Source organism: Bartonella sp. MR168JLCBS, from assembly GCF_042194175.1.
In genome coordinates, this window is record NZ_JBHIMP010000169.1 from 1 (window position 1) to 1021 (window position 1021).

1 protein-coding gene and 1 pseudogene are annotated in these 1021 nt (G+C 36.1%); one reads left to right on the plus strand and one right to left on the minus strand.

Annotation, left to right across the window (positions count from 1 at the left end):
- Nucleotides 1–364 (plus strand): annotated as a pseudogene (locus ACFIK8_RS10075) (lipid-A-disaccharide synthase); the annotation flags it as partial.
- 18 nt (nucleotides 365–382) lie between these two features.
- Here the strand turns inward: ACFIK8_RS10075 and ACFIK8_RS10080 are convergent.
- Nucleotides 383–1021 (minus strand): amino acid ABC transporter ATP-binding protein (locus ACFIK8_RS10080; protein WP_375669342.1); only part of this gene is annotated, 639 nt, incomplete at its 5' end.

The window sequence follows — 1021 nt, forward strand, 5'->3', positions numbered from 1 at the left end:
AGCACTTGGGACGGTTTCACTTGAATTGGCATTGGCAAGAATTCCAATGGTCCTTTGTTATAAACTTGATCGTTTTTCTAAATTCTTTATTTTTCCAAAAATTATGTTATGGAGTGCTGCTCTTCCAAATATTCTTTCTGATAAGCCTATTGTACCGGAGTATTTTAATGAATTTCTACGACCTGGCATGTTAGCAAGGCAGATCGAACAACTTTTGCATAACCCTTTATTGCGACAGGCACAACTTGATGCTTTTGAATTGATGGAACAGAAAATGAAGACTGAAGTACCACCTGGAATCATTGCTGCTCAAACAATAATCACCCTTCTCAAAGAAAAATTGGGACACTTAAAATTCTCGTAGATAAAACAATTTTGATGATTAATGTTTAATTTTAGCAAGAAAATTATGAGCACGTTGACTTTTAGGATTGGTAAAAAATTCATCAGATGTTGTATCTTCAATAATTTTTCCGTTTTCTAGAAAAAGTATTCTTTCTGAGACTTTCCAAGCAAAACCCATTTCATGAGTAACGCAGAGCATTGTTATACCTGTATCTGCCAATTGAGCCATAACTTCTAGAACTTCTCCGACGCTTTCTGGATCAAGAGCTGACGTTGGCTCATCAAAAAGCATCACTTCGGGTTCCATACAAAGTGCACGTGCAATTGCAACACACTGTTGTTGTCCACCAGAGAGTTGTAAAGGATATTTATCACAGTATTTTTCAATTCTAACCTGTGTCAGGTAATGAGCTGCCCGTTCTTTTGCTTGTTGCTTGGAAAGTCCTTGAACTGTCATAGGTGCTAAAATACAATTTTGCATAACAGTCATGTGGGGAAATAAATTAAAGTGTTGAAAAACCATTCCTATTTTGCGGAGAACATTTTTTTGCTGGTATATAGGAGCCGTATGAATATCGACATTATGAACACAAATTGAGCCTTTGTCTGCTTTTTCTAATTGATTAATACAACGAATCAAAGTTGATTTTCCTGATCCGGAAGGACCACAAATAAC